The 26,706-nt window shown below is 66.4% G+C and carries 20 protein-coding genes and 1 pseudogene; 9 read left to right on the forward strand and 12 right to left on the reverse strand.

Translation table 11 applies throughout. The annotated features are described in order from the left end of the window. Positions 1 to 2 precede the first annotated feature (2 nt). The 5 genes and pseudogenes from LZC94_09670 to map form a co-directional block, all read right to left on the reverse strand. Entirely contained in the window at positions 3 to 923 is a 921-nt protein-coding gene (locus LZC94_09670; GenBank protein ID WXB20389.1) for a hypothetical protein, read from the reverse strand. Between the two features lie 832 nt (positions 924 to 1,755). After that, positions 1,756 to 2,445 (reverse strand): annotated as a pseudogene (locus LZC94_09675) (serine/threonine protein kinase). Between the two features lie 75 nt (positions 2,446 to 2,520). Beyond that, positions 2,521 to 3,963, reverse strand: a complete 1,443-nt coding sequence (locus LZC94_09680; GenBank protein ID WXB17533.1) for a sigma 54-interacting transcriptional regulator — start codon at positions 3,961 to 3,963, stop codon at positions 2,521 to 2,523. Further along, positions 3,960 to 4,217: a LysR family transcriptional regulator gene (locus LZC94_09685; protein ID WXB17534.1), complete on the reverse strand. Its 258-nt coding sequence runs from the start codon at positions 4,215 to 4,217 to the stop codon at positions 3,960 to 3,962. The genes LZC94_09680 and LZC94_09685 overlap by 4 nt, the downstream gene beginning before the upstream one ends. Positions 4,218 to 4,346: 129 nt before the next feature. After that, a complete protein-coding gene (gene map, locus LZC94_09690; GenBank protein ID WXB17535.1) occupies positions 4,347 to 5,111 on the reverse strand; it encodes a type I methionyl aminopeptidase in 765 nt (254 codons plus the stop codon). A gap of 118 nt (positions 5,112 to 5,229) precedes the next feature. On the opposite strand from map, the gene LZC94_09695 reads away from it, so the two are divergent. The 3 genes from LZC94_09695 to LZC94_09705 all read left to right on the forward strand — a co-directional run bounded on the left by LZC94_09695 (position 5,230) and on the right by LZC94_09705 (position 7,874). After that, positions 5,230 to 6,165 carry a 2-dehydropantoate 2-reductase gene (locus LZC94_09695; GenBank protein WXB17536.1) on the forward strand — a complete coding sequence of 312 codons (936 nt, stop codon included), beginning with the start codon at positions 5,230 to 5,232 and terminating at the stop codon, positions 6,163 to 6,165. 75 nt (positions 6,166 to 6,240) lie between these two features. After that, a complete protein-coding gene (locus LZC94_09700) occupies positions 6,241 to 7,221 on the forward strand; it encodes an ATP-binding cassette domain-containing protein (protein WXB17537.1) in 981 nt (326 codons plus the stop codon). Further along, a complete protein-coding gene (locus tag LZC94_09705) occupies positions 7,218 to 7,874 on the forward strand; it encodes an ABC transporter permease (protein ID WXB17538.1) in 657 nt (218 codons plus the stop codon). The genes LZC94_09700 and LZC94_09705 overlap by 4 nt, the downstream gene beginning before the upstream one ends. A gap of 639 nt (positions 7,875 to 8,513) precedes the next feature. On the opposite strand, the gene LZC94_09710 is transcribed toward LZC94_09705, so the two are convergent. After that, positions 8,514 to 9,590 carry a histone deacetylase gene (locus tag LZC94_09710; GenBank protein ID WXB17539.1) on the reverse strand — a complete coding sequence of 359 codons (1,077 nt, stop codon included), beginning with the start codon at positions 9,588 to 9,590 and terminating at the stop codon, positions 8,514 to 8,516. 170 nt (positions 9,591 to 9,760) lie between these two features. Between LZC94_09710 and LZC94_09715 the strand changes: the two genes are divergently transcribed. Both LZC94_09715 and LZC94_09720 read left to right on the forward strand, forming a co-directional pair. Next, positions 9,761 to 11,137 (forward strand): cache domain-containing protein, encoded by a 1,377-nt coding sequence (locus LZC94_09715; protein ID WXB17540.1) that lies wholly within the window; start codon positions 9,761 to 9,763, stop codon positions 11,135 to 11,137. Positions 11,138 to 11,242: 105 nt separating this feature from the next. Then, entirely contained in the window at positions 11,243 to 11,995 is a 753-nt protein-coding gene (locus LZC94_09720) for a HEAT repeat domain-containing protein (GenBank protein ID WXB17541.1), read from the forward strand. 220 nt (positions 11,996 to 12,215) lie between these two features. Here the strand turns inward: LZC94_09720 and LZC94_09725 are convergent, their stop codons facing one another. From LZC94_09725 to LZC94_09740, 4 genes are all read right to left on the reverse strand, one after another. After that, positions 12,216 to 13,022 (reverse strand): hypothetical protein, encoded by an 807-nt coding sequence (locus tag LZC94_09725; protein WXB17542.1) that lies wholly within the window; start codon positions 13,020 to 13,022, stop codon positions 12,216 to 12,218. A 104-nt stretch (positions 13,023 to 13,126) separates the two neighbouring features. After that, entirely contained in the window at positions 13,127 to 14,098 is a 972-nt protein-coding gene (locus LZC94_09730) for an outer membrane beta-barrel domain-containing protein (GenBank protein WXB17543.1), read from the reverse strand. Positions 14,099 to 14,398: 300 nt separating this feature from the next. Continuing rightward, positions 14,399 to 15,370 carry a signal recognition particle-docking protein FtsY gene (ftsY, locus tag LZC94_09735; GenBank protein WXB17544.1) on the reverse strand — a complete coding sequence of 324 codons (972 nt, stop codon included), beginning with the start codon at positions 15,368 to 15,370 and terminating at the stop codon, positions 14,399 to 14,401. 412 nt (positions 15,371 to 15,782) lie between these two features. Further along, complete coding sequence (locus LZC94_09740) at positions 15,783 to 17,645, reverse strand: hypothetical protein (protein ID WXB17545.1); 1,863 nt, start codon at positions 17,643 to 17,645, stop codon at positions 15,783 to 15,785. 116 nt (positions 17,646 to 17,761) lie between these two features. Between LZC94_09740 and LZC94_09745 the strand changes: the two genes are divergently transcribed. Both LZC94_09745 and LZC94_09750 read left to right on the forward strand, forming a co-directional pair. After that, positions 17,762 to 18,655, forward strand: a complete 894-nt coding sequence (locus LZC94_09745; protein ID WXB17546.1) for a HEAT repeat domain-containing protein — start codon at positions 17,762 to 17,764, stop codon at positions 18,653 to 18,655. Positions 18,656 to 18,736: 81 nt separating this feature from the next. Further along, complete coding sequence (locus LZC94_09750; protein ID WXB17547.1) at positions 18,737 to 19,462, forward strand: hypothetical protein; 726 nt, start codon at positions 18,737 to 18,739, stop codon at positions 19,460 to 19,462. Between the two features lie 60 nt (positions 19,463 to 19,522). Here the strand turns inward: LZC94_09750 and LZC94_09755 are convergent, their stop codons facing one another. Both LZC94_09755 and LZC94_09760 read right to left on the reverse strand, forming a co-directional pair. After that, the gene (locus LZC94_09755) at positions 19,523 to 19,840 is read right to left on the reverse strand and encodes a YraN family protein (protein ID WXB17548.1); all 318 of its coding nucleotides are present in this window, start codon (positions 19,838 to 19,840) and stop codon (positions 19,523 to 19,525) included. A gap of 73 nt (positions 19,841 to 19,913) precedes the next feature. Next, complete coding sequence (locus LZC94_09760) at positions 19,914 to 20,540, reverse strand: hypothetical protein (GenBank protein ID WXB17549.1); 627 nt, start codon at positions 20,538 to 20,540, stop codon at positions 19,914 to 19,916. Between the two features lie 475 nt (positions 20,541 to 21,015). Here LZC94_09760 and LZC94_09765 point away from each other — a divergent pair, with 475 nt between their 5' ends. Together LZC94_09765 and LZC94_09770 are read left to right on the forward strand one after the other, a co-directional pair. Then, positions 21,016 to 22,848, forward strand: a complete 1,833-nt coding sequence (locus tag LZC94_09765) for a hypothetical protein (protein ID WXB17550.1) — start codon at positions 21,016 to 21,018, stop codon at positions 22,846 to 22,848. Between the two features lie 6 nt (positions 22,849 to 22,854). Beyond that, a complete protein-coding gene (locus LZC94_09770; protein ID WXB17551.1) occupies positions 22,855 to 26,706 on the forward strand; it encodes a tetratricopeptide repeat protein in 3,852 nt (1,283 codons plus the stop codon).

The following is a 26,706-nucleotide window of genomic DNA, read 5'->3' on the forward strand; positions in this document are numbered from 1 at the left end:
CGTCAAAAGCGCGCGCGCAGGGAGGCGGCGGCGCCGTGGGGCTCGGCGCGGACATCGAACGTGAGGCCGGCGCTGGTGCCGGTGGTGTGCACGGTGGGGCGGGTGAGGACGAGCCAGGTGGTGATGCCGGCGGCGACGACGCCGGCGGCGAGGGAGATGTCGCCCACGAGGAGCTTTCGTCGGGCGTCGTCGACGTCGTCGCGTGCGCAGCGGTGGCCGCAGGTGGAGCGCAGATCGTCGAGGTCTCCGCGGCCCTTCAATCCGAAATAGGTGAAGCCGGCGAGGCCGATCAAAGCTGCGCTCCCCGTGATGTATGCGGCGGCGGGGATCGGGCGGCTCGGCGGCTCGCGCAAAGGGGCGCGGGGCTCTTCGGGGGGCGCGGCGGTGCGCGGCGGGGGCGATGGTTGCGCGCGCGACGGCGGCGGTTCGAGGGGCTCCAAGGTCGGTGCGATGAGCCGGTTCTTTTCGCCCTCGTGGATCACCGTCTCGAGGGTGAGCGGCTTTGCGCCGTCGAGCTCGAAGCGCAACGTGTGGGCGCCGGGATCGAGCGGCACCGCGCGACCGTTCAAGCTGCCCTGCAAAAGCTCGCCGTCGAACGCGATGCGCCCTTGGTGGAGCTCGCGCCCATCGCGGAGCTTGGGGGCAAAGACGACCGAGGGGAGGCTCGCGTCGACCTCCGTCAGCCAGTGTGCACAATCTCTTCGCACGGGCGCGGGGCACGAATCGCGGGCGCAGGCGATGAACTCGTCGCGGGCCTTTCGAAGCTTTCCATCGCGGTGAAGGAGCTGCCCTCGTTCCACGGCGGCGACGCACGCGCGTGCGTCCGGTTCGGCGGCTCGGGCGTGCGGGATACCGGGCGATGCGAGGACGGTGCAGATGGCGGCGGTCAGGGAGACGATGGATCGGGCACCGGGCAACGTCATCGAGGCGACTCTACCAGCACTCGGGCTTGTAGTGCCGCAGGCCGTCGGCTCCGATGCTGTACGGTGGGGAGCAGCTGGGGCGCGCGGGGCGGGGTTTTTCGCGGGTGCGCGCGGCGGGGGGAGCTGGATGGTGCTCGGGCGAGAGCGCGGGTGGTGCGGGGGTCGAAGGGGGATTGACCGGTGCATCGGTCGTGGGCGGGGGCGCGGCTGCAGAGGATGGCGCGGCTGCAGAGGATGGCGCGGCGATTGGTGTCGCGGGCGCGGCGGCGGAGAAGGATGTTGCGGCTTGCGGCGCGGGCGTCGCCGAGGGCGTTGCGGTTCGCGGTGTGGGCGATGGCGTTGCGGGCGACGGTGTGGACGATGGCGACGCGGCGTATGCGAGCGCGATCGCGATCGGGAGGGCCCCCGCGATCCACCATGGGAGGGGGCTGCGCGGGGTCTTCGCCGGGAGAGAAGGACCGCCAGGGCGCAAGGGAGTTGCGGAGTTCGTGGTGATGGGGGGCGAGAGGGGAGGGGAGGGGGCGAGTCCCGGTACGGCGCGGGTCGGGGGCCCTGTTGGCTCCTCGCCGTCGTCGCGGTCCTCGCCGTCGTCGCGGTCCTCGCCGTCTTCGTCGTCGCGCGCATCGTCCGACGGATGCTCGATGCTCGCCAGTTGGGTGGCGCGCCGATCGAGCGCGGGGGCGGCGATGCGCTCGAGCCACTGGGCTACGTCGATGGCGCTCGCCGGCGCCGAGGCGCGTTGCATCGCGGTGGCCATATCGAGCGCGGTGGGAAAGCGCTTCGACGGATCGCGCTCCAGCCCGCGCATCACCACCTCTTCGAGTGCCTCCGGGATCTCTGGCGCGTGCGCGCGCGGCGGTGTGATCCGAAGGTGGCGCACGTTGTCGATGCGGGCGGTGTCGCTCTGGCCGTCGAAGAGGCGAAGCCCGGTGAGCACCTCCCAGAGCACGATGGCCGTCGCGAACACGTCGGTGAGCCGGCTCGTCGCCCCCTCCAGCTGCTCGGGCGCCATGTACGCGAGCTTCCCTTTCAGCTCACCTGTGCGTGTCGTTTGAAAACGCCCGCGCGCCTTGGCGATCCCGAAGTCGGCGACCTTGGCGATGCCGTCGACTCCCACCAATACATTGTCCGGCGATACATCGCGGTGAACGATGTCGAGCGCCTCGCCCCGCGCGCTCTTCGCCTCGTGCGCCGCGTGGAGCCCCAAGAGCACGCCGTGCAGAATGGCCACCGCCATCGGTACGGGGATCCGCTCGCCCTGCCCGTGCGCATCGCGCATCAAGCGCGCGAGCGACTCGCCGTGGATGTACTCCATCACCACGAACAGCTCGCCCTGCGTCGACACCACGTCCAACGTTTGCACGACGTGCGGGTGCACGATGCGCGCGGCCAGCCGCGCCTCGTCCATGAACATGGAGACGAACGCCGGATCCTTGGCGAACTGCGGCTGCAGCATCTTGACGGCCACCGTGCGCGAAAAGCCCTCGTGCCCGAGCAGCCGCGCAAAATGCACCGAGGCCATCCCGCCGCGCCCGATCGCATCGTAGACGGCGTACCGCCCCGCCACGCGCACCGGATCGCCTCGCCTGCGCATCGTCTACTTGCGCGGCCGCGGCACGCCGTATTCATCGAGCCGCGCCACCAAGGTGCTCCGCGCCATGCCCAGCACCTTGGCCGCCCGCGACTGGTTGCCCGCGCACTCCTGCAGCACCCGGAGAATATGCTCTCGCTCCTGGTCCGCGCGCGACGACGCCGGCGCCCGCGAAGACGCCGGCGCCCGCGAGATCGCCGCTTCCCGCGACGACTCGGCGCCACCCTCCGGCAGCGCATGCGGCATGAGCGCGCTCCCCATCTCCGCCACGGGAAAGTGCTCCGCGCCCAGCACCGGCCCATCGGCGAGCAGCACCGCGCGCTCCACGCAATTGCGAAGCTCCCGCACATTGCCGGGCCACGGATACGCGCGCAGCAAATGCAGCGCCTCGGGCCGAAACCCGGGCACCTCGCCGCGCCCCAGCTCCGCGGCGGCGCGGGCCGCGAACGCCTTTGCCAGCGGCTCGATTTCGCGCGGTCGCTCGCGCAGCGGCGGAATCACGAGCTTCGCGCCCCCGAGCCGGAAGAACAAATCGCTCCGAAACCGCCCCTCGGCGATGGCCGCCCCCAGATCGCGGTTGGTCGCCGCCACGAAGCGCACGTCGATGGCGCGCGGACGAACGGCCCCCACCCGCAAGAGCTCCTTCGACTCGATCACGCGCAGGAGCTTCGCCTGCAGCGCCATCGGCATCTCGCCCACTTCATCGAGGAACACCGTTCCGCCGTGCGCCGTCTCCAGCAACCCGGGCTTGCTCTGCGCGGCGCCCGTGAACGCGCCGCGCTCGTAGCCAAAGAGCTCCGCCTCCAGCAGCGGCTCCGACAGCGCCGCGCAGTTGAGGCAAACGAACGGCCCCGCGCGCCGCGGCGACTCGAGGTGCAACGTCTCGGCGACGAGCTCCTTGCCGACCCCCGTCTCGCCCAGCACCAGCACATGGATGTGCCCGGCCGCGATGCGCGCCGCCATGGCGAAGAGCGCCTTCATCGCATCGTCCTCGACCACGTGCAGCGCCCGCCCCCGCGCGCCGGTGTGCACGATCCCCGCCCCGCGCTCCGCAGGGTTCGCCCGCCGGGTCGAGACTTCATCCGGGCTCGCGCGCCCGTGCGCATGCTCGCGCGAGGCGTCGTCCTCCGCGGAGAACACCACCAACACATTACCGATGTGAAAAGCTTCGCCGGCGAACACCTGCACCCGCTCGCCGGGTGCGATGCGCGCGCCGCGGACCCTCGTGCCGTTGACGCTCCCCAGATCCTCGATGGCCATGCCCGCGCCCACGTGGAGCCGCGCGTGCTTGCGCGAAATGGAATCGTCGTCGATGCGCACGTCGCTCTTCTCGGAGCGGCCCACGGCGAGGCGCCCGCTGGCCGGGAGCGCATAGCTCGCGAACACCCCTTGTCCTACGATCACCAGCCTTCGCCCGCTGTGCGCTCCGGAGCTGCTACGTGAGCTCATCGCTTGTAGAGCGCGGCCGTTGCCGACTCCACCGAGGACAGGATGGCCCGCGCATGCGGCAGAAACACGGCCCCCGACGAGGACAAGCGCATCCCGCGCGAGGTTCGCTCGAACAGCTCCGTGCCGAACTCCGCCTCCAAATTGCGAATCTGCCGGCTCAGCGCAGGTTGCGCGATGCGCAGTCGCTCCGCCGCGCGCCCCACGTTCTCCTCCTCGGCGACCGCGACGAAATAGCGAATCTGCTGCAAGCTCATCGACCCTTGGATCTACGACCGAAGGGCCCGATTGTCGAGACGTTCGCCCTGGGACCGAGCGCCGCGCCAAGCCGCGGAGTCGAGCCGCCGCGCCAAGCCGCGGAGTCGAGCCGCCGTGCCAAGCGCCCGTCAAGCCACCGTGAGAACGACCGGCCCGTCCTTGGTGATCGCCACCGTGTGCTCGAAGTGCGCGGAGCGCCGGTGATCCTTGGTGATCACCGTCCAGCCATCGCCCAAGGTGCGCACGTTGCCCGTCCCCTCGTTCACCATCGGCTCGATGGCGATCACCATCCCCGGCGCGAGCCTCACACCGCGACCGGGCGGTCCATGGTTCGGCACCGAAGGCTCCTCGTGCATCGCGCGTCCGATCCCGTGCCCCACGAACTGACGCACGACCGCGTAGCCGTGCGACGTCGCGCACTGCTCGATGGCCCAACCCACGTCCCCGAGGCGGCCGTTCGGCTGCGATGCCTCGATGGCGCGCTCGAGGCAAGCCTTCGTCGCGGCGAGGAGCTGGCGCGCGGCCGGCGACGCGGCGCCGACGGCCACCGTGCGCGCGGCGTCGGCGCAGTAGTCGTTCTTGAAGCACGCGAAGTCGAGGCCCACCACATCGCCGTCGCGAAGAATGACCTTCTTGCTCGGAATGCCATGCACCACCACCTCGTTGACCGAAGCACAAAGCACGGCCGGGTAGGGGGGCATCCCATGCGGGCGGTACCCGCGAAACGCGGAGCGCGCTTTGGCCCGCGACAGCTCGCGGTCGGCGATTTGGTCGAGCTCCCAGGTGGAGATGCCGGGCTTGCACGCTGCCTCGAGCGCATCGAGCACGGCATGCACGATGCGCCCCGTCTCCCGCATCTTGGCGATTTCGGCGTCGGATTTCAGGTGGATCATGGTGTTTCGACTCACACCCTCTGGTAGCCGAGCCTCTGGCCCTATGTCCAAGATCGAATCGATCTGCCCGCGCGGCCTCGATCGATCGACCTGCGGTGCTTTTCAAAGGAGGGAACGGATGAGCACATTCTTGATCGTAGGAACGGGTGGTGTCGGCGGTCTGCTGGGCGGTCTTCTGGCACGCGCCGGCCACGACGTGGCGTTCGTGGCGCGCGGCGCGCAGCTCGAGGCGCTGAAGGCCAAGGGCCTCACCCTTCGCGGGCCCGACGGAGAGATCGCGGTCCCGAAGCTCCGCGCCGGCGCCGATCCCGCGGAGTTCGGCGTGGTGGACCATGTGCTCGTCTGCGTCAAAGCGTGGCAAGTGGAGGAAATCGCCCCGCGCCTGCGCCCGGCCGTGGGCCCCTCGACCACGGTGGTCCCTCTGCAAAACGGCGTCGACGCCGGACCGACCTTGGCCGCAGCCCTGGGCGACGAGGTCGTGATTGGAAGCCTTTGCCATATGTTCGCCTGGATTGGCGGACCCGGCATCATCGAGTGGAAGCTCCCCCCGCCGGTGGTCACCCTGGGCGCGCGCATCGCGGCGCACCAGACGCGGATTGCGCGGCTCGCGTCCGAGCTCACCGCCGCCGGCATCACCACCCGCATTTCCGAGGACATCGACGCTGCGCTCTGGGAAAAGCTGATCTTTCTGGCGCCCATCGGATCGGTCGGCGCGGTGACCCGATCGCTCGCGGGGGTCCTTCGTGCGGTGCCCGAAACGCGCCAGCTGCTTCGGCGCGCCATGGACGAAATCGCGGCGGTCGCGCGGGCCCGGGGCATCAAGCTCGCGGGCGACGCCGTGGACCGGGCGCTGGCGTTCATCGATTCGCTGCCGCCCGAGAGCAATGCTTCGACCTATCGGGACATTCTGGCGGGACGGCCTTCCGAGCTCGGCAACCTCACGGGCGCGGCGGTGCGATTGGGCAAAGAATCCAATGTCCCCACCCCGGCCAACGACTTTTTGCTGGCCGCGCTGCTCCCCCAAGAAAATGCCGCGCGGGGGGTCGTTCGCTAAAATAGACGCTTCGCTCCTAAAGCGAATCTTTGTACATAGGCGGAGCGAACTCGTTCGTGCGAGCCTGTATCTTCCGTGATCCGATTTCAGAACGTCCGCAAAGTCTATGGCACCGGCGAGCAAGCTTTGGCCGCGCTCGACGACGTCACGCTCCATGTGCCCGAGGGTGAAATTTTCGGGGTGCTCGGCCAGAGCGGCGCGGGCAAGAGCACCCTGATCCGCTGCGTCAACCTGCTGGAGCGGCCGACCTCCGGGTCGGTGGTCGTCAATGGGCAGGAGATGACCAGCCTATCGCCGCCCGAGCTGCGCAAGGCGCGGCAGCAGATTGGCATCATCTTCCAGCACTTCAATCTTCTGCGCTCGCGCACGGTGGCCGAGAACATCGCCTTCCCACTGGAGGTCGTGGGCCAGCCGAAAGCGCAACGCGACACGCGGGTGAAGGAGCTGCTCTCCTTGGTCGGCCTGTCGGACAAGATCAACGCGTACCCGTCGCAGCTCTCGGGCGGTCAAAAGCAGCGGGTCGGCATCGCGCGCGCGCTGGCGTGCGAGCCCAAGGTGCTGCTCTCCGACGAGGCCACGTCGGCCCTCGATCCGCAGACCACCCGATCCATCTTGGATCTCCTGCGCGATCTCAATCGCCGCCTCAAACTGACGGTGCTTCTCATCACGCACGAGATGACGGTGGTCAAACACATCTGCGACCGCGTGGCCGTGCTGCGCGCGGGGCGGGTGGTGGAGCAGGGGTTGGTCGATGAGCTCATCGTGCGGCCGGGCTCCGAGATCGCGAGCGAGTTCTTTCCGCGCATCGTCCCGCCCTCCGGCCGCAACGGCGCGGTGCTGGCGACGATCACCTTCGCCGGTGCATCGGCCGACGAACCGATCCTCTCGTCCATCCTGCGAACGTACGACGTGGGCATCAACATTCTCGGCGGTGGCATCGAGACGGTGCGCGAGAAGCGGGTCGGCCGCTTGCTTCTGGAGCTCTCCGGGCCCGACGCCAACGCGGCGCGAAGCCACCTCGAACGAATGGGGCTGCTCGCGGAGGGTGCGACATGAGCATCGATACGATGCTTTCCATGCTGTGGACCGCCACCCTCGACACCTTTTACATGGTCGGCGTCTCCACCGCGCTCACCGTGGTGTTCGGGCTGCCGCTGGGCGTGCTCTTGATCCTGACCGATCACGGCGGCCTCCTCAGCGCGCCGTGGCTTCATCGGGTGCTGGGTGCGGTCGTCAATGTCGGCCGGTCGCTGCCGTTCATCATCTTGCTGGTGGCCGTCATCCCGCTGACCCGCTTCGTGGTGGGCACCACCATCGGCACCACGGCGGCCATCGTGCCGCTCACCCTGGCCGCCGTTCCATTCTTTGCGCGCGTCTGCGAGACCTCTTTGCGCGAGGTCGATCACGGTCTCATCGAGGCGGCGCAGGCCATGGGCTGCACCGAGGCGCAAATCGTCTACAAGGTGCTCATCCCCGAGGCCCTGCCGTCCCTCGTGCTCGGGGTCACCATCACGATCATCAGCCTCCTCAGCTACTCCGCCGTGGCCGGCGCCGTGGGCGCAGGCGGCCTCGGCGATCTCGCCATCCGCTACGGCTACCAGCGCTTCGACACCAAGGTGATGGCCGTCACCGTGGCCTTGCTCATCGTGATGGTGCAAGCCATCCAGTGGGTCGGCAACCTCCTCTCGCGCCGCCTCCGCACCTCGTAACGAGCGGCGCGCGCTGTGTTGGGCGGGCGGCGCGCGGGGTGTCCGGGACAGGTGAAAATTGCCCGGAAATCGTCCGGGGACAGGCAGGGGAGGGGATGTGCCTTCCATTTTTCCGGCAAAGGCGCCGTTCGTAGGGTGGCACCGGATTCGCAACCGGGGGCGGATAGGTTCCGAATTCGCGGCGCTCCGGACGCTGCGTTGCAGGACCGCAGACGATGGGTTGCCAATGGTACGATCGGGAGGCAACAGCCTGCGCATGCCTCGTGAGCTTCTTAGCCAGAGTCTCCACAGCGGAGGGCGGAATAAGCGAGGAATCCCATGCGACGGGTGATGGGACGCGCAGCGGGCGCGGACCGGTGGCCGAATTCCTCGTTGGGGCTAGCTGCGTAAACAACTGCTCGCATCCACCGGACCTTTTTTCGACCTCTCTTCGTCTGGACTCGAAAGAGAAGCCAGCAGCAGAACGTGTGCGAACGCGCGGAGCGCCTCGTTGACGCATTCGTTTGTCCGCCCGTGCCCCCCTCGTTCTTCACTGCTCGAACCTGCCTTGCCGATCGAACCTCAGCGAGCACACGTGATCGCACCTCCGGCGAGAGAACGTCTCCCGACGAGGGCACACACACGAAGCGCGGCGTGACGTCAGTCGATGGTCGGCCAATCGCTTCGGGCCGACTCGGCGGCGCGCGCGATGTCGATGGCGTCCGGCGCGCGCGGGATCTGCGCCGCCTCGCCGCGAACCACCCCATCGATGGCGGCCGCAAGCCCCGCTTCCATGGCGACCAGATCGTAGCCGCCCTCCAACACCAGCGCGATGCGCCCCTGGGCGCTCGTCTTCGCCTGCGCCGCCAACGCCTTGCCCATCCAGCCGAACGCCTGCGACGTGAGCTCCATCTCCGCGAGCGGATCGCGCCGCGCGGCATCGAACCCCGCGCTCACGAGCACCAACTCGGGGGCGAACGCCTCGAGCACCGGGAGGATCACGCGCTCGAACGCCGCGCGGTAAACGCCGTCGCCGCCACCTGCGAGCAGCGGAACGTTCACCGTGAACCCCTGACCCTCGCCCTCGCCGCGCTCGTCGGCCGCCCCCGTCCCCGGATAGAACGGATACTGGTGCGTCGAGAGATAGAGGACGCTCGGATCGCGGTAGAAGATCTCCTGCGTCCCGTTGCCGTGGTGCACGTCCCAATCGACGATGGCCACCCGCGAAAGCCCCCGCGCGCGCGCGTGCGCCGCCGCCACCGCCACGTTGTTGAGCAAGCAGAAACCCATCGCCTGCGCCGGGCGCGCATGATGCCCCGGCGGACGAAGCAAGGCGACGCCGCGCGGGCAGTCGCCGTCGATGAGCGCGTCCACCAGCGCGACGAGCCCGCCCGCGGCCTTCCGCGCGGCCGCCACGCTTCGTTCGGACACGTAGGTATCGGGGTCCAGGTAGGTTCGCTGGCCGCGAAGCTCCTCGAGCGACTCGAGGTACTGGGGCTCGTGCACCCGCAAAAGCTCGTCGTTGGTGGCATCCCGCGGCGCGACATGGCTCCAGCGAAGGCCCGGGCGCTCGAGGGCGGCCCGCGCGGCCAGCAGCCTCTCGGGTCGTTCGGGGTGGTACGCAAGGGGTACGTGTGCCTCGTAGACCGGATCGTCCAGAAGGACCGCGGTGGGCGCCGACGCACCTGTCGAACCTCCGGGCATCGCCTTGGGGTGTATTTCTTTTTGCTCAGCCATCGCTCTCGGTCTTGCTCACATCAGTTGCCGCCATACCAACGCGAATGATAGCGTCCAAATGCGTTCGGGAGCACCCCGGCGCACGCGCGGTCCGAGGGCGAATGCGAACCAAGATCATCGCTGTTAACGCGGTTATCGTTCTTTTGGTCGGACTTTTGACGTTCGTTCTGGTGCGGAAAGCACTGGATTCGGCGGCCGGAAATCCGACCCAGCTGATGGCCGAAGCCAAGCGCGACGCGCAGGCGGCGTCGGCACGTCTGCAGCTCGATGGGCTGCGAATGGAAAGGTGGCTGGCCGGCAAGGCATCTGAGCCTGCCACACTCGAGGTCCTGGCGAAAGCAAGTCCCGTGGCGCGAGGTGACGCTGCCACCAACCTTTGCGACGCCATCCTGAGCGCCGCCAAGCAATCGCACGCCTTTGGGGGCGCCGTCCCCTCGCTGGTCGTCCTCATCGACGCCCAGGGCAAGAGCATCGGGCGCAACGGCACCAACATCGGCCGCGACGAGGATTTTGCCGGCGTCTACGCGGGCCTCAAAGCCTCGCTCGCCACCGGCCAGAGCGGCTCCGACGTGTGGGCGAAGGCCGAGCGCACCGATCAGTACCTCGCCTCGTACGCGCCCGTTCGCAACGAGCAGGGGAAGGTCGTCGGCGCCATCGCCGCGGGCTTCACCTTGAACGACGAGCTCTCGCGGGTGAGCGACGCCACCACCGGGCGCGCGCTGCGGCTGGTGACCCCGCAGGGAAATAACCTGCAGATCGTCGCCAACTCGGCGGCCGGCAGCGAAACGTTGAACGCCGCCATCAACGGCGACGCCAAAGAAACGGTCAAGGGCGCGCTCATGGCCGGGCGCGTGGGCGCGCAGCAGGTGAGCGACACCATCGTCGCGGCCGCCGTGATCGAAGGATTTGGCGATGGAAAACGGGCGGCTGTCGTCTCCGCCCGGCCGGCGTCGCTGCTCGAAAACGTCAACGGCTTGATCCTGCCCGGCATCTTTGGCGTGACCTTGCTGGGGCTCGTGCTGGTCGTGGTGGGCGGATGGCTCCTCGGCAACTACATCACGCAGCCGATCGCGGTGCTCGAGGAGGGACTCTTGGCCATCCTCAACGGCCAAGCCGACAAGCGATTCCAGCTCGATCACCCCGATCTGGGCGGCCTCGCGTTCCGCATCGATCAACTGCTCAACCAGCTCATGGGAATCGAGGAGGACACCACCGACGACGAGGGCCGCGTGTCCAAGGCGCCGACCGCCTCCAATTTCACCGACGCCATGTCGGTCGACGACCGGCGGGGCGAAGCGCTCGATGCTGCCGCGCTCCAGCAGCTCGCGAACGAGCCCGCGGACCAGTACTACGCGCGCATCTACCGCGAGTACATCGCGGCCAAGCGCCAGATCGGCGAGGCGACCGACCACATCACCGAGCAAACGTTCCGCCAGCGCATTCAGAGCATGGAACAAGAGGCGTCCCAAAAGTTCGGAAAACCGGTGCGCTACCGCGTCCAACTCCGCGGCCGCGAGGTCACGCTCCTAGCGATTCCGCTCGGCTGACGCCGCGTTCCGGCCTCGGGTTGACGTCGTCCCACCCACGACCAACTTTGCGCCCACTGGAATCTCCAGGGTGCTAAACAGGTTGTCCCCGTAGAGGAGAACGTCGTGGGTTTGTTCGATCTTTTCAAGTCCGGCTCGAAGGACAAGGCAGAAAAACGCGACCCCAAGGCGGCCGCGGCCGCCAAATGGGCCGAGCGCGCAGGCGACAAGCGAGCGCAAAATTACGACCGCCAGGAGGCCCTTCACGCGCTCGCCGAGATGAAGACGGCGGAGGCCGCGGCCGCGCTCCTCAAGCGTTTCACCTTTTCGATCGACCCCTCGATCACGGACCAAGACGAGAAAGACACCGCCTTCGCCGGCATCATCGCCGCCGGCGAGCTCGCCATCGAGCCGATCCGCACCTTTTCGGCGAAGGCCGCCAGCTTGTCGTGGCCCATGAGAATCCTGAAGGAGCTCGTGCCCGAGGAAGCCTTCATCGAGGAGCTGCTCGCCTGGCTCGGTCGTTGGGACACCGAGTACGCCAAGTTCATCGACCCCAAGATCCAGCTGCTCGCCGCCCTCGAAGACTACAAACACGAGAAAATCCGCGAGGCCGTAGCCCCGTTCCTCGAGGACGTGAACGAGACCGCCCGCTTCCACGCCGTGGCCACCACCTTCGCCCAAGGCGACGACGCCGCCACCCCGGCGCTCATCGCGCTCCTCGTCGACGAAGAGAGCTTCCGCATCAAGAACAAGATCGCCGACGGCTTCGTCTCCGCCGGCTGGACCATCCCCGACGATCAACGCGACTCCACCCGCAAAGCCCTGCCCCCCGGCTACTCGATCGACGGCTCCGGCAAGGTCCGCAAGCGCGAGTAACCCCGCGAGCCAACGTAGAGAAGAGGGTCAACCGCAAGGACGCGAGGGTCGCAAGAAGAGATTTTTTGCCTTCCGCCCCCTTGCGATCCTGGTGCCCTGGCGGTTTCTTTCTTCTGAAACACATCGGCCCCGCTCTTCGACGAGAAGAGTCGGGGCCGAGCGCTTTTTCGGAGGCCGGCGAACGATCCACCGGCGCGCCTCCGGAGAGGCGCAGCCTCGCTTACTGGTTGATCTTCGGGCTCGCCGGCAGATGGAAGCCGATGGCGATCGTGATCATCTGATTGAACTTGAAGGTCCGATCCTCGCTGTTCACCTTGTCGTCGGGGAACTTGCTGTTGTTGCCCGCACCTCGCGAATCGAACCCGCCGCGGTTCCACGAGAAGGGGAACGCGCGATACTCGGCCCCGAGCGAGAGGAATCGGTTGATGTAGAACGACAGCCCGAGCCCGAAGGTCGGCGCCAGCGCCGTGCGCGACTCGAGCGAGAACGAGTTCGGATCCGTGCACCCGAGCTGCCCGGCGCCGCCGCACTCCTTGCGCTCGTCCACCCCCACGAAGGCCACGCCGCCGTGGATGTACGCGTCGGTGTCGACGAAGATCTTCTGGAAGATGGCGAGCTTCCCTCGGAAGGGCGTGAGCGTGATCTGCGGCGCGCCGATCCACTTCAACTTGGCCGTCTGGTCGGCGAAGTTGCCCGGCGTGACGTTGGTCGCCGTGAGCGGCGAGCCACGCGGCGCCTTCTCGTTGATTTGATCGGTCAGATCGGTCGCGATGCTCCCCGCGCCGAACGCGCCCCAGACGCCGATGCCGATCCAGTCCTTGATGTTGTACTGGAGCCGGCCGCCGACGAAGATCGTGCGCCGGTACTCGTCGAGCAAGGTGAACGAGATGGTGGGGGCGATCTCGAAACGGCCCTCGCGGTACAAGCGCAGGTGCTTGGCGGGAGGGGCGCCCGCCAACGGGCCCGTGAGCTGAATCTCTTGGGCCTCGGCGTTCCCCGCGGTGCCCAGCAGGGTGAAGGCAGCCACCGCGGCACCGGAACACCAAGCAAGAAGACGACGCGTAGAAATCATCGTTCGCTGTTTCATGGGACCGACCTCGCCAGTGGCGAGCTCTGAAGAGTTTTTGGCTCTCATTTCGGCAACCGGTAGTCCCAGCTAAAGGGAATGAAGACGCTCACACCGATTTGCGCCTGGACGTTGTTGGTGAGCTGGTTTTCGCCGTACCAAGTGCCTTTGTCGGTCTTCCCTGCACCCTGGGCGATGGTGAGGCTCTCGAGCTTCTCGCTGAAGATGTAGTCGCGCACCTCCGCGTTCACCGCGAACCAGCGATTGAGGAAGATGCGCAGGCCGAGCCCGGCGTTGAACGCCACCTTCATCTCGTAATCGAATTTACGATTGTCCGGGTCGATGACCGGGATCGGCCGGGTGGAGATGGCGCCTACGCCGCCCACCACGTACGCGTCGTAGTGGAAGATGAAGTCGCCGAAGGCGGCGAACTTTCCGTACATCGGCACGTAGGTGAAATTCAGCGCGGCGGAGAACTGATATTCATTGAGCGGCGCAGCGACGTGCGTGGCGCGGCGGTTTTCGAAGTTGAAATCCGAGTCGCCGTTCAGCCCATGATAAAAGTTACCGTTCAAGCCGATTGCCAGAACGTTGCTCAAATAATAGTTGATCGCGAGGCCCGGTCCCGGGTGATTCACGAACTGGTCGTTCAGGGTGAATCCCCAAAACGGATTGATCTCGAACCTGCGCGCGCGCAGCGCGTAGATCTGCTGCACCGCATAGATCTCGGCGTGAATGTCTTTGCTCGCCGCCGCCTTCACGTCGGCCGCTTTCGGACATGCCGAAGGATCGATGTCGCAGATGCCGCCCGTCGCACCCGCGGTGGGGGGCGGCGGCGCGGGTTGTGCGGGCTGCGTTCCCGGCTGATCGAGTTCCACCGTGCCCTCCTGCCCCGGTGGGGGAGTGGGAGGAGGCGCCGGCTGATCGAGTTCGACGGTGCCGGCGGGCGTCGTCGTACCTGGTGCGCCGGCGGGGGGCTTCGTCGGCTTCTTGCCGCCCCCCTTCTTCTGTGCCATCGCCGAGGATGCGGACAGCACGAGCCCCGCGCAGAGAGCTCCTGCGAGGAGCCATCGCATCCGCGGTCTCTCCCATGGCTTTTGACATTGATTCGCCCGGACGTCCGCGGGCCTAGCCTGCTTCATCGTGACCCCTTCCGCATCCACATTCTCGCGGTGACACTTTACGAGAAACCGCCTCCGGCCTTTCCTGAGGCGCCACTCCATTTTTGCGCCAGCCGCGTAACTTAACTGCTTAGAACAATTGGGGAATCAGGCTTACGGCTAAACTGTACACGACTATAGCATGTGCATTTTCAGCCAATCAACGACTATTCGCTATCAGGCTGCTCTTGCCTCTTCATCGGGTTTACCGAAGAGGGCCTCAACGAATTCGTCGGGGTAAAACTCACGTAGGTCCTCCGCGCGCTCCCCCAGACCGATGTATCGTACAGGAAGTTTCAACTCGTCGCAGATCCCGAGCACGATGCCACCCTTCGCGGTGCCATCGAGCTTGGTCAATATGATACCCGTAGGGTCAAGCGCTTCTTTGAACATAGCCGCTTGATTAAGTGCGTTCTGCCCGTTGGTGGCGTCGAGCACGAGCAGGATCTCGTGCGGGGCGCCCTCCATTGCTTTTGCGATGGTCTTTCGGACTTTTTTGATTTCATCCATGAGCGGCGTTTTCGTGTGAAGGCGGCCGGCCGTGTCGACCAAGAGTAGGTCGATTTTCGCCTCTTTGGCCTTGGTCGTCGCTTCGAAGGCGACGGCGCCGGGATCGGAGCCTTCTTTTCCCTTCACCACTTCCGCCCCTACGCGCTTCCCCCACACTTCCAGTTGCGCCACCGCAGCCGCACGAAACGTATCACCTGCTGCGAGCAAAACCGTTTTGCCTTCACCGTGATATTTCGTTGCGAGTTTACCAATCGTCGTGGTTTTCCCCACCCCGTTGACGCCGACCATCATCGCAACCGACGGTTTGGTCGGAAATCGGAGCGGTCCCCCGTCGAGCGACAAGATGCGGAGTGCCTCGGCTCGCAGTTCAGCCCAGACGGCATCCGGGTCGGCCAACTCATTGCGCTTCAATTTCTCCCGCAGCCTCTCGAGCACCGCTTGCGTCGTTTTGACGCCGACGTCGCTCGTGAGCATGACCTCTTCGATCTGTTCGAGAATGGCCGGGTCAATCTCTTTCTTGCCAACGAACAGCGCGGTCAGTCGCGCGATGAACCCCGTTCGCGTGGCCGCCAGACCTTTGCGAATGCCCGCCACGTCACGCTTGGCGACTTTGACCTCCGGCGCTGGCGCCGAAGGCACGGGGCCGAGATCGGCCGCCGAGAGCTCCTCCGCGATGGGTTGCCCGTGGTCGAGGGGCGGCGCCGCGGGCTTCGAGGTCGGGGGAACGCTGGGCTTTTTGACGGCGGGGGCCTTCGCCTCGGCTTCCTTCCGCGCGGCGGGCTTCTCCCGGGCCGGCTTCTCGCGCTCGATGGGCTCTTCCGAAGCGCGCCCTTCGCCAGGGCCGCGGTTCTCGAGCTCGGGCGCCTTTTTCCCCTTGCTACGGAAAAACAAAAGCGCCGCGATCGCGACGACAACGACGGCGACGATGATCCATTCCATGGCGGCCTTTGAAGCTCCGTTCCGCCGCGTTCAATCCCCTTCGATCTCGCTCGATGATGGCGGCGGCGGGAGCGACTATAGGAACCCGGTGTGGACCCCGTCCACAATTTGTTTAGGTCCGCCGGTGGCTGCGGGGCGGGGAAGCGGCCGCGTTGACCTGCGTCTGTTGTGCTGAAGGGACGTCCATTTTTGCCGGGCGCGCTTTCCCGACCGAAGCGGGGATTGGCGCTAATTTTTCGATGTCTTCCTCGGCGCGAGCATCGATGTCCTCGGCACTGAACACGGCGCGCTCCACCTCCTCGGCCCAGTGGGCGGTCCCAAAATCGGCCCCGGCCGCGTTGCGCACATGACCCGGTGTCGGCTCCGGCCGTTGATCGAATGGGCGGCCGCGCATCCGTGCCCAGGCGATGAGCCGGTCGAGCAGCGCCCGCTTGCGCGAGACCAACGCAATCAGGATTTCCCCCGCCGGCGGCAGCTTTTGACGGTGTGCAGTGTGAAATGGCCCTTCCGCGACCAGCCGCGGATCCTGTCCCACGTGCGGCGCCTCCAGGCGAAAGACGCCGAGCGCATCGGTCGTGGCGCTCGCCGCCAGCTCACGCTGGCCGAAGGTGGCATGTTCGATGACCACCCGCACCTGCGCCAGCGGTGCTCCGCGGTGCGCATCGATCACACGGCCCGTCCACGTGTGACCGTGGCCCGCGGGCGCCGGACGCACCACCTCGATGCGCGCCTCGGGGGTGCCCGCCGGCAGCGGCTTGACCTCGCGCGCGGGGCTCGTGCGCGCCGCCCGCCGCCCGAACCGGCCGAAGGCCAAAAACGCCATGACGGCGAGCCCCGCCAGCGCCAAAGGCAGTTGCCGCAGCGGGCTAGGTCCGCGCAGCGCCACGTGAATGGTCAACGGCTCGCCCGGCTCGTACCACGGCGCATCGGGCAAATAGCGCAGCACCAAAGGTGCGCTGGAACCGTGGGCCGTATCGGGCGGCACGAACGACGCGACCACGTTGGCGTGTCCGCGCTCCACCGGCGCCGCGCCCACGATCTGATCGAAGAGGCGAACCTCCACGCTCCCACCCGGGGGTGCGCTGCTCGCATCGCCCTCGCGTGCGCCATGGCCTTGAAGGGTCGCGTGCACCTCGATGGGGATGCCATCCTCCGACACGCCGCCCGGCTGCGCTTTTTCGGCCGCCGCCGCGCCCTCGTAGCTCGGCGCCGACAGCCGCACGTGCGTGTGCCGCTCGATCGACGCCGCGTGCGTGCCCGCGCTCGTGTCGGTGTCGCCCGCGTAGAAGAGGCGAAGCTCGCCCAGCCCCGGCGGTCCGAGCTTGCTCGGCTCCACGATGAAGTGTGCGTGCCCCGAGGCGTTGGTCATCGCATGTCCGAGGGCGGCGCCCTGCTCGTTCCGGAGCTCGAGCACGCGCCCCGCGAGCGTAACGCCTTGCGCATCTTCGTCGACCGTCGCCACGGCATCGAGCCCCGCGCTGGGCGCGTCGATCATCAGCACGCGCGGCGCGGGATCGAAGCGCAGGGCCACGGAGCGCTTGGCGAGATCGATGGTCACGTCCGTCTTCGCGGCGTCGAGCAACGTGGCCCCATGCGTGGTGAGGTGCGCCACGTAGCGATCGGGTGGAAGTGGGAAGCGCACGCAGAAGCGCCCCGCGTCGTCGACCTTCACACCGAGCGACGGCGACGCGCCCCCGCCCATCGTGAGCGCGGGGCCGGCGGTCGTTTTGTCGCGCACGGGATCTTCGCACCCGGTGGGACGTTGCTCGCCCTCGAGCCGCACGATCTCCTCCGTGGCTCCACCCGCACCTTCGCGCGCAGGCCGCGCGAGTACGATGGCGACGGATTCCCCTGCGAGCGCTTGCCCGAGATCGTCCTTGAGGGTCCCCGAGAGCAGGAGCGCCCCGTTCGACCGCGCCGCGCGCGCATCGATCTTCGCAGCGCCGTGGACGCGCACGCGCGACTCCGCGCGCACGCGTGACTCCGTCGCCGGAAGCAAGACAAATGCGCACACGAGCAGGTAAAGAGACCGTCGGTTGAGGCCACGTGATTTCATGAGAGTTAGCGACGCGGGCAGGCTCCCATGATAGCGTGGCAGGCACGTTGATGAATGGAAAGCGCGTGATCGCGTTTGCCTGGATGATGGGACTTTTCGTCCTTTTGTTCGCATGGCCTGTGGCGAGCGTGCGCGCCGAAGACCGGACCGATTTTCTCATCACGCGCCTGAAATACCCGCCCGCGCCCGGCGTGGCCGACGACTACCGGATCCGGACCAGCGCCGCGCTCGGCTTGGGCTCCTTGGCCGAGAGCGAACGCGAGCGCGCCATCACGCCTCTTTGCCAGGCCCTCGCCGACCCGAACGACATCGTTCGTCAGTCGGTGGCCGCGGCGCTCAAGAGACTGAGTCGCCCCTCGTCGGCCTCCTGTGTGCGGAGCCGGTTGAAGGTCGAGAGCAGCGAGCAAGTGAAGCTGCAGCTCCAACGCACGCTCGACACCCTGGAACCCGTCGAGTCCACCGCGTCATCGTCATCGTTCGCGCCCCTCGGCCCGTGGAGCCCCAAATTCGTGCAGAATGCACGTTATTACGTGGCCATCTCGCCCATCACCAACAACACGGGCCGGCCGCTCGAGGAGGTGGAGCGCGCGATCCTCCCGGCCTTGCGCGGCAAGATCGAGTCGCTGGGCGGCTACCAGCTCGCGCCGGCGAAGGAGGGGGTCGACGCGGCGCGGGCCACCATCACCAAGCGCAAATTGAAGGGCTACTACCTGTCGGTTTCGGTCGAGCGCTTCGACTACGCGGGGGGCAACCTGCGGGTGCGGGTCAAGTGCGCCGTCTTCGACTACCCCGGCAAGAACCTGCGCGGTGAGGTGCCGGCGGGGCTGACCCAAGCGGGGGTTCGGCCCAACGATCGCTCGGCGGAGCAAAATTTGATGGGGATGGCAGCGGAACGTGCGGCCGAGCTTTTTGCGCAAAATTTTCAATAATGATGTTGCGGGCCATCCAGTCCGAAGGATGACAAACTAGCGCGGAGGGGTCATGTCCGGCACGATGATGGAAAGAAACCGATGACCACTTCCGCCCCTGCGGCCTCCTCGGCTCCTTCACCCCCTTCCGTTGGAGCCGGTCGCCACCAGCGAAGCTTGCGCAACTACCTCATCGATTCGCGGTTCCAGCTCAAATACACGGGCTTCATCATCGCCGTCGCCCTGGTCATCAGCGCGATTTTGGGCGTGTTCCTGCTGAACACGAGCCAGAACGTCGTGGAGCAAAGCCAGCGCGTCGTCGACGAGAGCAAGAAGGTGTCCGACGTCGTCAAGATGACGATCAGCAACAATTACGCGGACAATCCCGAGCTCGCGAGCTCCTTCACGGGCGAGGCGGTGCTCACGGAGCAAAAGATCGCCGAGCAGCGGCAGGCGCTGGTGCAGAAGCAAAAGACCATGTTCGCGGCGCTGGTCGGGGGCTTGGGCCTGATGGTCATCCTCATCGGCCTCCTGGGGATCTACTTCACCCACAAGGTCGCGGGGCCGGTTTACAAGATGACCATGCTCCTGCGCCAAGTGGGGGAGGGGAGCTTCTCGTTCCAAGGCCGCCTGCGCCGCGGCGACGAGCTCCAAGACTTCTTCCGCACCTTCCTCGACATGGTCGAGAGCCTCAAGGCCCGCCAACAGCGCGAGTACCAGCTCCTCGACACCGCCATCGAAAAAGCCCGCGCCGCCGGCGTCCCCGACGAAGCCCTCCACGACATCTCCGCCGTCCGCGAAGAAATCCGCCTCTCCCTCGAGAAGTAAGGATCGCGCGGGCCCCCGAGGCACGAAGCCTCGCGGCGCACCTTGCGCCGAGATCCTCCGCTACGCCGTAATCGCCCCCGCGATGTACTCCACGTCCGCCACCCCATCGCGCCCAAACGTCACCCCCGCCACATCGATGCGCATGCGCTCGACCCCCGCCACCTTCGCCAGGTGAAGGCGCCACAGTCGCTCCGCCGCGCGCACGAGGTGCATCCTCTTCCTCCCCGCCACGCTGGCCAGCGGCCGCTCGAACGCCGTCCGCCCCCTCGCGCGCACCTCGACCATCACCGCCAGCGCATCGCGCCGGGCCACGATATCGATCTCGAGCCGCCCCAGCTTCAAATTGCGCGCAACGATCGCAAATCCTTGCGCCTGCAAGTACGCGACGACGACCTCCTCGGCCCGCCGGGCGACCGCGATGCGTCGCGCCTGGCGGGCCGCCGGATCCGTGTCAGCCCTCGCAGTTCTTCTCGTCGGCGTTGCAGGGCGTCTTGGCCGCTTGCGGCGCGTATTTGGTGCCGTTCTTCACGCAGTAGCCGCCGGCCAGCTGCTCGCTGCTGATGGCGCCGATGGACTGCACCAGCTGCTCGCAGGTGAAGCCGTCGGGGCACTTGCAGTAGTTGGCGCCGTCGTCGTCTTTGCCGTCGGCGTTGGCGCAGCGGCAGGAGCAGTAGACCGCCTTTTCGGGGTTGCGCTCCTTGATCTGCGGGTCGACCTTCTTGCCGACCTTGGGGTCCGGGCTGCCGGTGACGGGGCTGCTGGCCGTGCCGGGGAGCACGCAGGGGGAGCCCTTCTCGCCGTTGCCCGTCCCGTCGATTTTTTGGCCGTAGGGGCAGCTCACGCGGCCCTGGAAGTGGTTCACCAGGCAGAGGCGCGTTTGGCACTGGTAGCTCTTCGACTCGACGTTCACTTCGTCGACGTTGAAGCCCGTGAACGTGGGATCGTACTCACGCTCCGGACGGCACGGGTCGCCTACGCCCGCGGTCTCGTTACATCCTGGCGCCGCAATGGCAAAAATGACCGCCGAAGCCGCGAAACCAAACAGTCCTCGGGATAGGAGGAGGCGCGAGCGAATCATCGTGTGAGGCTCTCTTTCTTCTTTCTGGCTCTCTAGGAAGATGCAGCCACTACAGCCACCCTGGGCGCGCGCCGCCGGCGCGTCGCGTGAGACGCGATCAGAGCTTGTTCAAGGCTAATCGAGTTCTCCGAATGAGGTCAAGCGCGACCCGTGCCCTCTAATTGCATAAATCCCAGAGACACGGTGCACCTTCGGACGTCCGGGTGAGCCGAAGTGGTTCTCCGCACGCTTCTATAATGGCCGAAGATGCCGCCATCTTTCTTCGTCTCGGCCATCTTATTTTCAATATGATGTCGACGGCGGATGACGCTGGACTTGGCCTTGTTTCACCTTGACAGATAGCAAATCGCCTCCGTACCATCGCACGGCTCGGGGTGAATATCCTTCGAACATCGTTGGCGTTTTCGTTGCGCGGACCGGTCGTCCAGTTATCCCGATCCCCGCGACGTCGCGCGCGAGCATGAGGAGCAAATCGATGCGACGCATCTCTAGGTGGGCCGGTCGTGGCCCTCTCAATAAAGTAGCTCTCGTTCTGCTGGCATCGGCCTTCACCCTGGGCGTGCCCGGTATGGCCGACGCGCAGAAGGGAAAGCCCAAGAAGCCCCCGACCGCGCCAGCGCCCGCGCCCGGCAAACCCGCCGCTCCCGCCCCCCCATCCACGCCCGGCAGGCCCGCGCCGGCCGGCGGAGCGGACGTCGAGCTGGATCAACCCGCGCCGACCGGAGGCCCCGCGGCCCCCGCGACCGCGGCCAAGGCCGTGGACAACTCGCCGCCCCCCCAGGCCGGCCAGATGACCGAACAGGCGCAGCAAGCCAAGCGCCTCTTCGACGGCGAGAAGTGGCAGGAGGCCGCGCTGGCCCTCGACCGCGTCCGCAAGGGCGAGACCGGCGACGACGAGGGCAACAAGCAGCTCGCGCAATACCACCTCGCGATTGCGCTCTATCGGCTGAAATTTTACCAGGCCTCCTACGGCATCTTCAGCGAGATCGCGGAGAAGTCGAACCACCTCAAATTCAACGAGACGCTCCTCTGGTTGTCGAAGCTCGCCACCGACCTCCCGGAGCCGGCGGACATCGTCGAGCGGGTCGGCAAGTACTCGGACGCGCAAATCGAGCGCTTCAATAATGCCAATCAGCGCGATTTGTATTGGCAACTGAATTATCTGCTCGGTCGGTACCGATATCGCAATCGTCAATACGAGGACGCCATTCGCCTGTTCACCAAGGTGGACCGGCAATCGAAGCATTACGTCCAGTCCCAATTTTTCCAGGGCATCAGCTACGTCCAGCTGCGAAAGTCCGTCCCGGCGGTCCAATCCTTCCAGCGCATCGTCGGCGCCATCGACGAGGGCGTGCAGGGCGTCGAGGACGAGGCCCGCATGCGGGATCTGGCGTTTCTCTCCATGGCCCGCACCTATTATTCGGCCTCGGTGCGGCTGGACGAGAACAACGCCCCCACCATCGACAGCCAGAAGCTCTCGGCCGCCGTCAAGTACTGGAACAAGGTCGACGTCGCGAGCGAGTACTGGCTCGATGGGCTCTTCGAGGAGTCGTGGGCCTATTTCATGGCAGGCGACTACCCGCACGCACTTGGTAATATCCACACGATTCAGGCGCCCTACTTCCCCAATTCGCACTACCCGGAAGCGGAAGTCCTGCGTGCGGTCATCTACTTTGCGAACTGCCAGTACGACGACGCTCGCGTCATCGTTGCAAAGTTCCAGGGTAAGTATCAGCCGATTTTCGACGAGCTCAACAAGGTCCTCGGGCGATTCAAAGGCGAGAACCAAGAAGAAGCCTTCTACAAGTTTCTCAAGGACGTGCGCGAAGACAAAGCCCACCTCGATCCGCGGATCAAGCCGATCGTCCAGAATGCGCTCTCCGATCGCCAGCTCCTGCGAAACCTCGAATACGTCAAGGTTCTCGACGAAGAAGGCGCCCGGTTCAAGGCGCGGCCCGCGAGCTTCCAGTCCTCCTCCTTGGGGGCCGACGTCAAGGACTCGCTCCAGCTCGCGCGGGATCTCGCGGTGCGCAACACGGGGCAGCTGGCCCGTGACCGCTACCAGCGAAACCTGGATGAGCTGAACGAACATCTGCGCAACGCGTCCAAAATCCTCATCGACATCACAGCGGCCCAACGCAACCAGCTGGACGTCGCCATCTCCGGCGGTCAGGTCACCGCGGCCGAGTCGAAGGCCAACATCGTCAAGCCGGACGAGGAGCACGTCATCTGGCCGTTCGATGGCGAATACTGGCGCGACGAGCTCGGCTTCTACCGCCAGACCATCACCTCGAAGTGCGGGAGGTAGTTTCTCATGAATAAGGTCATCGCGTTCGGGCTCGGGCTCCTGTCCATGGTCGTGGTCCACTCCACGGCCGGGGCAGCCGAGACCGCGGGCGGCGTGTGCGTGAACGACAGCGCCCGCAAAGAGCTCACGGCGTGCCCGGGGGCCGGTCCGAAAGAGTTCGACGTCGGCAAGCACGGCAAACAGCCCCAGGTCAATTTTCGCGGTGTCGCACCTCTCGATGCCAAGAAAAAAGGGGAGATCAAGCCGGGCGCGCCCACGGAGTCCGTGCCGCGCGATGAGCGAAAGAGCCGCCTGCAGGCGCGCGCCCGCGCGCTCCTGGTGACGGAGATCCAGGGCCTGGAGAGCCTCTTTCAGTCGACGCCGCGAAGCTCGCCCGACCGGGTCGAGCTCGCGCGTCGTTTGTCGGAGGACTACGTCGAGCTCGAGAGCGCCGCCTTCAAGGAGAAGACGCAGGCCGAAATCGACCGCGACAACTTGAAGAAGGCCAACCCCGCCGCGGCCGGCCAGAAGCAGACGGTGGCCAACGACGCCGCGCGCATCATGAACGGCGCGCGCACCAAGGCCGAGACGTACTACGCGCTGATCAAGAACGAGTACCCGAACTACTCGAAGCTCGACGAGGTCCTCTACTACCTCGCCTACGAGTACGAGCAGTCGAACGACAACGCCAACGCGCGCAAGGTCTACCTCGAGCTGATCAACAAGCGCCCCGATTCCAAGTACGTGCCGCACGCGTACCTCGCCTTCGGAGAGCTCTTCTTCAACGAGGCGATGGGCGATCCGAGCAAGTGGGATCTGGCCGCGCAGGCGTACACGGAGGTCATCAAGTACCCGCCCGAGAAGAACAAGGTGTACGGGTACGCCTGGTACAAGCTGGGCTACGTCTTCTGGAACCAGTCGGCCTTCGAGAAGGCTCTGAATGCGTTCAAGAAGACCATCGACTGGGGCATGACCTACAAGGAGCAGCCGGGCGCCACCAAGCTGGCGGAGGCTGCCCGCAAGGACACCATCCCCGTCTACGCGCTCAAGGGCAACCCGGCGGCCGCGTACAACTACTTCCACAACATCTCGGGCGATCCGTCGGGTTCGGACACGAACACGTACAAGATGATGGACGAGCTCGGGATCAACTACCTCGACACGGGCCACTACCCCGAGGCGATCACGCTCTACCGCGACTTGATGGCGCGCGATCGCAACGGCGACAAGCACTGCGTCTACCAAGCCCACATCACCGAGGCGACCCTGGCCATGAAGGCCAGCCAGAAGGACTCGGTGAAGGCGGAGCTCGACAATCAGCTCAAGAACTACAGTGAGTTCAAGAACGCCAACCACCCGGCCGACGCCAAGCACGAGTGCGCGAACAAAACCGCGGCGCTGCTGACCGAGACCGGCATGGCGTGGCACCTCGAGGCCGTCGGCTCGCAAGGGCAGCGCGGCACGGGCGATCAGAAGGCGATGACCCTGGCCGCCTACCTCTACAAGAAGATTGGCGAGACGTGGACGGCGCAGGATTTTGCCTCGTTCGAGTTCCCGCGCATCGTCAAAGAGGACTGGCCCACCATCTACAAGATCCGCTACGCCATGGCGGACCTGCTCTACTTCCAGCAGCGCTGGGCGGAGTGTGGACCGGCCTTCGACGCGGTCGTCGCCGAGAACCCCACGGCGCCCGAAGCCCCCGAGGCCGCGTACGCGTCGGTGCTCTGCTACCAGAACATCTACGAGACCACGCACAAGGGTGGCGAAGATCGCAAGGGCATGGGCAACGCGCCCGGCCAAGCCAAGACGCAGACGGAGGCGCAGAAGAAGGCCGAGGAGACCGCGCGCCTTCAGCCCAAGCCGCTCACCGACAACCAGAAGGGGATGATCACCGCCTTCAACCGGTACATCTGTTACATCAAGCCGGTCGACAAGACGGGGCAGGACCAGCTGGTCGAGGTCAAGTACGCGCGCGCCCGCACCTACTTCGAGGCGCAGCACTGGGAGGAGGCCGCGGCCGCCTTCCGTGAGATCGCGATGCAGAACGCCGACAAGGACGTCGGCATCTACGCCGCGCAGCTTTACCTCGAGTCGATCAATGTCATCGGCTCGCACTCGAACCCCCCGCGCCCGTCCTGCTACGACGACATGCAGAACGACGTGCCCAAGTTCGTCGAGCTGTATTGCACCGGCGAGAACGAGAAGAAGAACGCCGACCAGTGCGTGTCGCTCACCAAGGTCCAGTGCGACATCCAGCGCCTGAAGGCGCAGAAGCTGGTGGAGCTCGCGGACAAGGGCGGCCCCAACGCCGTCCAGACGTACGAGCAAGCGGGCAGCACGTACATCGAGCTGTGGCGCCGCTACGGTGAGGCCCCGATCAGCCAAGGGCAGCCGGCGCAGTGCGAGCGGGTCGACGAGATCCTCTACAACGCCGCCAAGGCCTTCCAAGCGGCGCGCCTCATCGGAAAGGCGATCACCACGCGCCGCACGTTGCTCGACCCGCGCTACAAGATGGACAAGTCCGACCTGGCGCGGCGGGCCACCTACGAGATCGGCGGCAACTACCAGGCGATCGCGGTCTACGATCAAGCGGCCGACTGGTTCGAAAAGTTCGCCAAGGAGAACCCCAAGTACGAGAAGGCCGACCAGGCGCTCTCCGACGCGACCGTGCTGCGGCTCGGCCTGGGCGACGAGGAAGCCGGCATCCGCGACGCCGACATGTTCCGCAAGAACTATGGCGCCAGCAAGCCCACGCAGGCCGCGGCCATCGCCTTCGCCATCGGCGCGCACTACGCCGAGAAGGAAGACTGGGACAAGGCGCAAAAGGCGCTCGAGGGCTCGATCGGCTACATCGACCGAAGCGCGGCGCCCGACATCCAGGCGCAGGCGCACGCCACCCTGGCCCGCTCGTACACCAAGGTCCGTCACCAGAATCGCGACCGCGCGCAGGTGGACTACGCCCGCGTGCGCAAGATCTGGGACAACCCGGCGGAGGCCGTGAAGAAGATCAACGACGCGTACCCCAACGAGGACGAGGCGCAGAAGCAAAAGCGCGTCGGCAAGGCGCTCAACGCGGTGGGCGAGGCCTACTTCTACGCGGCGGAGGAGCTCAAGAGGGAGACGGTCGACAAGGTCAAGTTCCCCGTCTACCGCGGCTCCGGCAGCAAAGAGGACGTGTCGCGCCACATCAACACGCGCGTCAAGGATTGGCTGGAGAAGAAGGGGCCCGCCATCGAAAAGGCGGCCGCCGAGTACAAGAAGATCGTCGACCTGCAGCCCGACGCACCGCCCAAGTGGGTCATCGCGGCCGGCTCCAGGGTCGGATTGATGTGGGGCGACTTCGTCGACGAGTTCCGCCGGGCCCCCATCCCGGAGGCTTGGAAGAAGGACGCCGAGATGCAGGGCGTCTACTACGACCAGCTGGACGCGAAGAGCGAGCCGATCAAGGTGCAGCGCGCCAAGCCCGCGCTGGTGACCTGCCTCTCGTACTCCGTGAAGTTCCAGTACTTCGACGACTACTCCCGCAGCTGCGAGGTGTGGCTCGCGAAGAACTACAAGGCCGAGTACCACGTCGTCGACGAGCTGCGCGGCGCACCGACCCTGTCGAACAGCGGTCTCGATGACAAGGCGCCGCCGCTCACCATCGGCGGGATGATCTGGCACCCGCAGAACACCGGCCCGGCCGAGAAGGTCGCGGCGACCATGGCCAACTCCGAGGAGGGCAAGGACGCGGCGGCGGGCAAGAAGGGCGGCGGGGGCGCGGACAAGGGCGGCGCCGGCAAGGCCGCGGCTGGAAAGGCTGCTGGCGGGGGTGGAGGCGGCGGAAAGCCACCGAAGGGCGCCATCAAACCTCTCCCGGGTCAGGGGAAGAAGAAGTGA

Source organism: Sorangiineae bacterium MSr11954, assembly GCA_037157815.1.
Lineage (GTDB): Bacteria > Myxococcota_A > Polyangia > Polyangiales > Polyangiaceae > Pendulispora > Pendulispora albinea.